Here is a 5,627-nt window from a genome sequence, read left to right on the forward strand (position 1 = left end):
AATCCCACCATCACCTCGCGCTCCAGCGCGCGCTTCCCGCTATCCCTGCTCAACCTTGCCGCCGCACTCGACAAGCACGGCAGCAGCGACATCGTCGACGGCAATGTCGATCGCGATCTGCTGGCCGCCACGCTGCAAAAACTGCAGCAGCACGACTTCGACGCGGTCGGCATCAGCGTGATGGGCGGCCCGCAGATGGCGCCGGCCATCGACGTGTCGAAGACGATCCGCGAGCGCTTTCCGCATCTGCCGATCATCTGGGGCGGTTATTTCCCCACGCTCTACACCGATACCGCGCTGGCGGCGCCATACGTCGACTACGCCATCCGCGGCCAGGGCGAAGAGGCCTTGCCGGAGCTCGTGCATGCGCTGCGCCAGCCGCAACCGGCGCTGGCCAACATCGGCGGCTTGTCGTGGAAAAACGACGGCGCCATCGTGCACAACCCCAACCGCCGCATCGCATTGCCCGACAGCAACCTGGTGCTGCCATACGAGAAGCTGGGCGATCCGCGCCGCTATCTCGCGCGCACGTTTCTCGGCCGGCGCACGGCGGCGCACCAAGCCTCCATCGGTTGCCGATTCCGCTGCACTTTCTGCGGCGTAGCGGCGATGTTTGGCGGCACCACCTTGCTGCCGACGGCGGCGCGGCTGGAGCGCGAGCTGGGTTATCTGAAATACGAACTCGGCGCCGATTCGGTGCAGTTCTTCGACCACAACTTTTTCGACCGCGAAGAAGACATGGTCCCGCTGCTCGAAGTGATGGCCAAGCTGGAACTGCCCTGGTGGTGCTATGCCCGTGCGGATGCACTGCTGAAGCTGTCGGAAAGCTCATGGCAGCTGGTGCGCAAAAGCCGGCTGAAAATGGCCTACATCGGCGCGGAATCGCCCAGCGGGCAGATGCTGAAGGAAATCCGCAAGGGTACGCGCCCGGACCAGACGCTGGCGGTAGCCGAGCTGTGCCGGCGCAACGGCGTGATCCCGGAACTGTCCTTCATGGTGGCGCCGCCGGAAAACACCGAAGAAGAAACCGAACATACCTTCGAGTTCATCCGCGAGCTGAAGCGCATCAATCCGCAAGCGGAAATCATCGTCTATATCTATACGCCGCTACCCGAAAGCAGCCGGCACGAAAAAGACCGCGGCAAGCGGCCAGGCATGGCGCTGCACGATCTCAACGGCGAGCCGGTGGTGTTTCCCACCACGCCCGAAGCCTGGACGCAACGCCAGTGGGTCGACTATGCCTGCCACGCCGATGCACCGTGGCTTACCGACAAGCTGCGCCAGCGCATCCATGATTTCGTCACCGTGCTGCGCTGCCGTTTCCCCACCGTGCAGGACATGCGCTCGCCGCCATGGGCCAGGCGCAGCCTCAGCGCGATGGCCACCTGGCGCTATCGCTACCGTCGCTATGACCGGCCGTGGGAATTGAACCTGGCCAACCGGCTGGTGAAGTTGCGGATGCCGCAGGTGTCGGGGTTGTAGGTGTGGCGACGGCGAATGCGTCGAACTCGATATTCACGGTGACGTTTTATCGAAGCGTTCCGTCCTTCCGGCGAACGCCGGAATGACGTGCTGGCGAACGAACAAGATTGGAGGAGCAAACATACGTGCACGTCGCACACATCAATTTCCTGCCGCCACCGAAGGAACTGGCTGCCGCCGACGTGTTTGCGCATTGGCCGTCCCTGGCCGACATCCCCGAAGCGGCAGCCAGCTCCGGCATCAAGGTGTCGGTGATCCAGGCGGCGGCGCGGCGCGAGCGCGTCACACGCAACGGCATCGACTATCACTTCATGGATGTGAGCAAGGCCAAAACCGTGATCGATCGCGGTTACCAATTCGCCGCCCAACTGGACCAGATCAAGGCCGACCTGTTGCACGTGCATGGCCTGGGTTTCGGTGAAGACGCTTTCGCCATTTCGCACTACCTGCCGCGATTGCCAGTGCTGTTTCAGGATCATGCCGATCGCCCGCCGCCCTGGTGGCGCCGGCCGCAATGGCGGCGCTGGTATGCCAATGCGGCGGGCATCGCGTTTACGGCCAGCGAGCAGGCGCGCCCATTCACGGCCACCGGCGTGCTGACGCCGCGCACCCAGCTGTTTGCGATACCCGAATCAAGCTGCCGTTTCACGCCGGGCGATCGCGCGGCAGCACGCGCGGAAACCGGCTTGCATGGCGATCCGTGCATGGTATGGGTCGGGCACTTGATCGACCGCAAGGACCCGCTCAGCGTCATCGATGGCATCGCGCAGGCCACATCGCAGCTGCCCGATCCGCACCTGTGGTGCGCATTCGGCGATGCGCCGCTGCTCGCGCAACTGCAACAACGCCTGGCAAGCCATCCGCAGCTGGCCGGGCGCGTACATCTGCTTGGCAAGGTTCCGCACGCACGCGTGCAACGCCTGATGCAGGCCGCCGATGTGTTCGTTTCCGGCAGCCGTTCCGAAGGCAGCGGCTATGCCTTGCTGGAAGCCATGGCATGCGGCGCCATGCCAGTGGTAACGGATATTCCGCCGTTCCGCGCCTTGACCGGCGATGGATGCATCGGCGCGCTATGGCCGTGCGGAAACGCTGCGCAACTGGGCCATGCCCTGGTGCGCATCGCCAGCCAACGGCCATCTCGCGAACAGGTACGCGAGCATTTCGACGACCACCTCTCGTTCGAGGCGGTGGGCCGCAAATGGGCGGGCGCCTATGCGCAGGTGCTTGGCAGGCGTGCGCCGTGAAGCTTGCACTGGTACTGCCAGGCGGCGTGGATCGCAGTGGCGAGTTTCGCGTCATTCCTACGTTTCTCGCCTTGATCGAACGCCTCGCGCGCAGGCACGAGGTACACGTCTTCGTGCTGCATCAGGAGGCCAGGGCAGGGCGCTGGGAGCTGGCCAGCGCGCACATTCACAACATCGGCGAAGGCTGCACGCGCCTGCGCGCCATTGCTGCGATTCGCGCCGAACACCAGCGCGCACCGTTCGATCTGGTGCAGGCGATGTTTTCCGGCTCCTGCAGCCTTATCGCCGTGGCTGCCGCGAAGCTGCTGCGCCTTCCAAGCGTGGTGCATATCGCCGGCGGCGAACTGGTCGCCTTGCACGACATCGGCTACGGCGGCCGGCGCAAATGGAAAGGGCGCGTGCGCGAAGCGCTGGTGCTGCGCTGCGCGGACGCGATCTCCGCGGCCAGCATGCCGATCATCGATTCGCTGCGCGCATTGGGCCTGGACGCCGTGCGCGTGCTGCTGGGCGTCGACCTCGCCAAGTGGCCCGCGCTGGCGCCGCGCAGGCGGAAGTCGGCGTGCGCGCGCTTGATCCACGTTGCCAGCATCAACCGCGTCAAGGACCAGGCCACGCTGCTGCGCGCACTGTCGCTGCTCGCCCAGGAGGGTGTGGATTTCACCCTCGACCTCGTCGGCGTCGACACCTTGCAAGGCGAGCTGAAAGTACTGGCGCGCACACTCGGCTTGCAGCAGCACGTGCGTTTTCTCGGCTTCAAGACGCAACGCGAACTGCGTCCGCTCATGCAAGCGGCCGACCTGCTGGTGATGTCGTCCCGGCATGAAGCCGGTCCGCTGGTCTTGCTGGAAGCGGCGGTCGTCGGCGTGCCGACCGTCGGCACCGCGGTGGGACATATCGCAGAGTGGTCGCCGAGCGCGGCGCTGGCAGTGCCGGTGGGCGATGCGGAAGAACTGGCCGAAGCGATCCGCCGGGTACTGGATGACGAACCCTTACGCCTGCACCTGGCGGCGCAAGCGCAACGCCGCGCCTTGCTGGAAGATGCCGATTGCACGGCGCGCATGTTCGAATGCCTGTACCGCCAACTATGCCGCGACGCCATTGCCGCCATGCATTCGTAGGCTAGGATGGAATCCCAGCATTCGTTGGCACGGCGATGCTGGGATTTCATCCCAGCCTACGGCGTTGTCATCATTGCACGAGTGCCGGTCACTCCTGACATCCGCAGCGCACACGCAAACATTCTGCGTGACTGCATTCACAGCTGTGTCAATTTAAGCCGACGCCCAGCACACAATATGGTACTTACCTGTGCGCGCCATCCGAGCGCAACCATCGATCACGTTCCTGTCATGACTTGACGGCGTGGCCCGGAATGACAATGCGCTTGCGCCGTTCATAGCGCTTCACAGGGGACAACTGGGTGAACAAGAAAATCGACGCGTCGAGCATTGAACTGTGGCGCTATTACCGCAGGCAGCCGAGCCTTTTCGCGCAGCTTCCCGAGGCATGGCAGGCTTCGGTCGAAACGAACTACGCCGAGGCCATGCAACGCTTGCGCACGCGCCAGCGGCGGCGGGCTATACCGATTTCGATCATGGCGACCTTGGCTGCATTGACCGTCGGCAAGGCGAAATCGACCACTTACACCACCCTGCTTACCGGCACCTCGGCCGATACGGCATACAACTCGTACACGGATGCCAGCGGCAACCTGGTCTATCAATTCGCCAGCGGCGACGACATCAGCACCACGGGCACCGGCGCCAACGTTTACGCGGTGGACCTGGAGAACAGCGGCTCCAAAATCATTCTGCAGGCAGGTGCGAACGGGACGGGGCAGCTGAGCTTTTCCACCGTGCGGCCGGCGACTGGCGTGGCGGGCACGGTGGACACGATCAATGTAAACAACGGCGCCAACCTGACCGTCAACGGCAACAGCACCATCTATGCCCAGACCGCCGACGTGTGGAACAGCACGGCGATCGGCCTGCACGTCAACAATTCAACCGCCACATTCAACGGCACCACCACCGTCAGCACGTACACGTCCGGTTACTCGCAGGCGGTGTCGATCAATCACAGCTTTGTCACGTTCAACGGCGATGTCTCCTTTACCGCGCAGGCGCCCGGCTCGATGACCAGCGCTCTTTACATTTCGGGGGGCGGTTACGGCAATGTGGTGATCAATGGCAATGCCACGATACAGGGCCTGGGCATCTGGCCGAACGACAACGTACATGGCATCTACAACGACAACATAAACACCCGCCTGACCATCACTGGCAACCTAACACTGACGGCCAAGTCGTACGGCTCTACGGTGATGGGCATTCGCAACCAGGGCAATCTGCGGATCAACGGCAACGTCTCCATTACGGCCACGGGCCCACGTTCCGCCTACGGCATCGACGACACGCATCGTACGGCGCGCACGTATGTGGGTGGCGATCTCACCGTCTCGGTAGTCAACACCACCAACTACACGCCGTTCGGCAATCCGGTCGGGTTGAGCAATACCTACGGCATATACGATGTCATGACCTTAGGTGGCGCCACCAACATCAACGTTTCCGCAGCGACGACAGACTATGCCATCACCAACAACGGCACGATGTCGTTCACCAACGCCGCAAAGACGGCCACGCTGCGTACCAGCACGAACTGCTCGACCTGCGACGTGTTCGGCGTGCAGAACACCGGTGGCCCCCTTACGTTTGCAGGCGGCCTGGATGTTGATGAAACCACCACCGGAACGGGACACCGCTACGCCATCTGGAACGTTGCAGCCAACGGCATGGACGCCACGGTGAAGGTCAACCAGGGCGGCAATCAGTCAGTGAAGATCGACGGCGACGTGCTGGACGGCGACGTGAAGGACGCCACCACCGGCACGGTCTACAA

The 5,627-nt window shown here is 63.4% G+C and carries 4 protein-coding genes; all 4 read left to right on the plus strand.

The window, feature by feature from the left end; genetic code table 11:
* On the plus strand, positions 1-1,482 hold a 1,482-nt coding region (locus VMA74_RS13435), incomplete at its 5' end, for a B12-binding domain-containing radical SAM protein (RefSeq protein WP_325367758.1).
* 125 nt (positions 1,483-1,607) lie between these two features.
* A complete protein-coding gene (locus VMA74_RS13440) occupies positions 1,608-2,726 on the plus strand; it encodes a glycosyltransferase family 4 protein (RefSeq protein WP_325367760.1) in 1,119 nt (372 codons plus the stop codon).
* Positions 2,723-3,844: a glycosyltransferase family 4 protein gene (locus VMA74_RS13445; RefSeq protein ID WP_325367762.1), complete on the plus strand. Its 1,122-nt coding sequence runs from the start codon at positions 2,723-2,725 to the stop codon at positions 3,842-3,844. The genes VMA74_RS13440 and VMA74_RS13445 overlap by 4 nt, the downstream gene beginning before the upstream one ends.
* 302 nt (positions 3,845-4,146) lie before the next feature.
* On the plus strand, positions 4,147-5,627 hold a 1,481-nt coding region (locus tag VMA74_RS13450), incomplete at its 3' end, for a hypothetical protein (protein WP_325367764.1).

Source organism: Dyella sp., assembly GCF_035508675.1.
In the GTDB taxonomy this organism is placed as follows: domain Bacteria; phylum Pseudomonadota; class Gammaproteobacteria; order Xanthomonadales; family Rhodanobacteraceae; genus Dyella_B.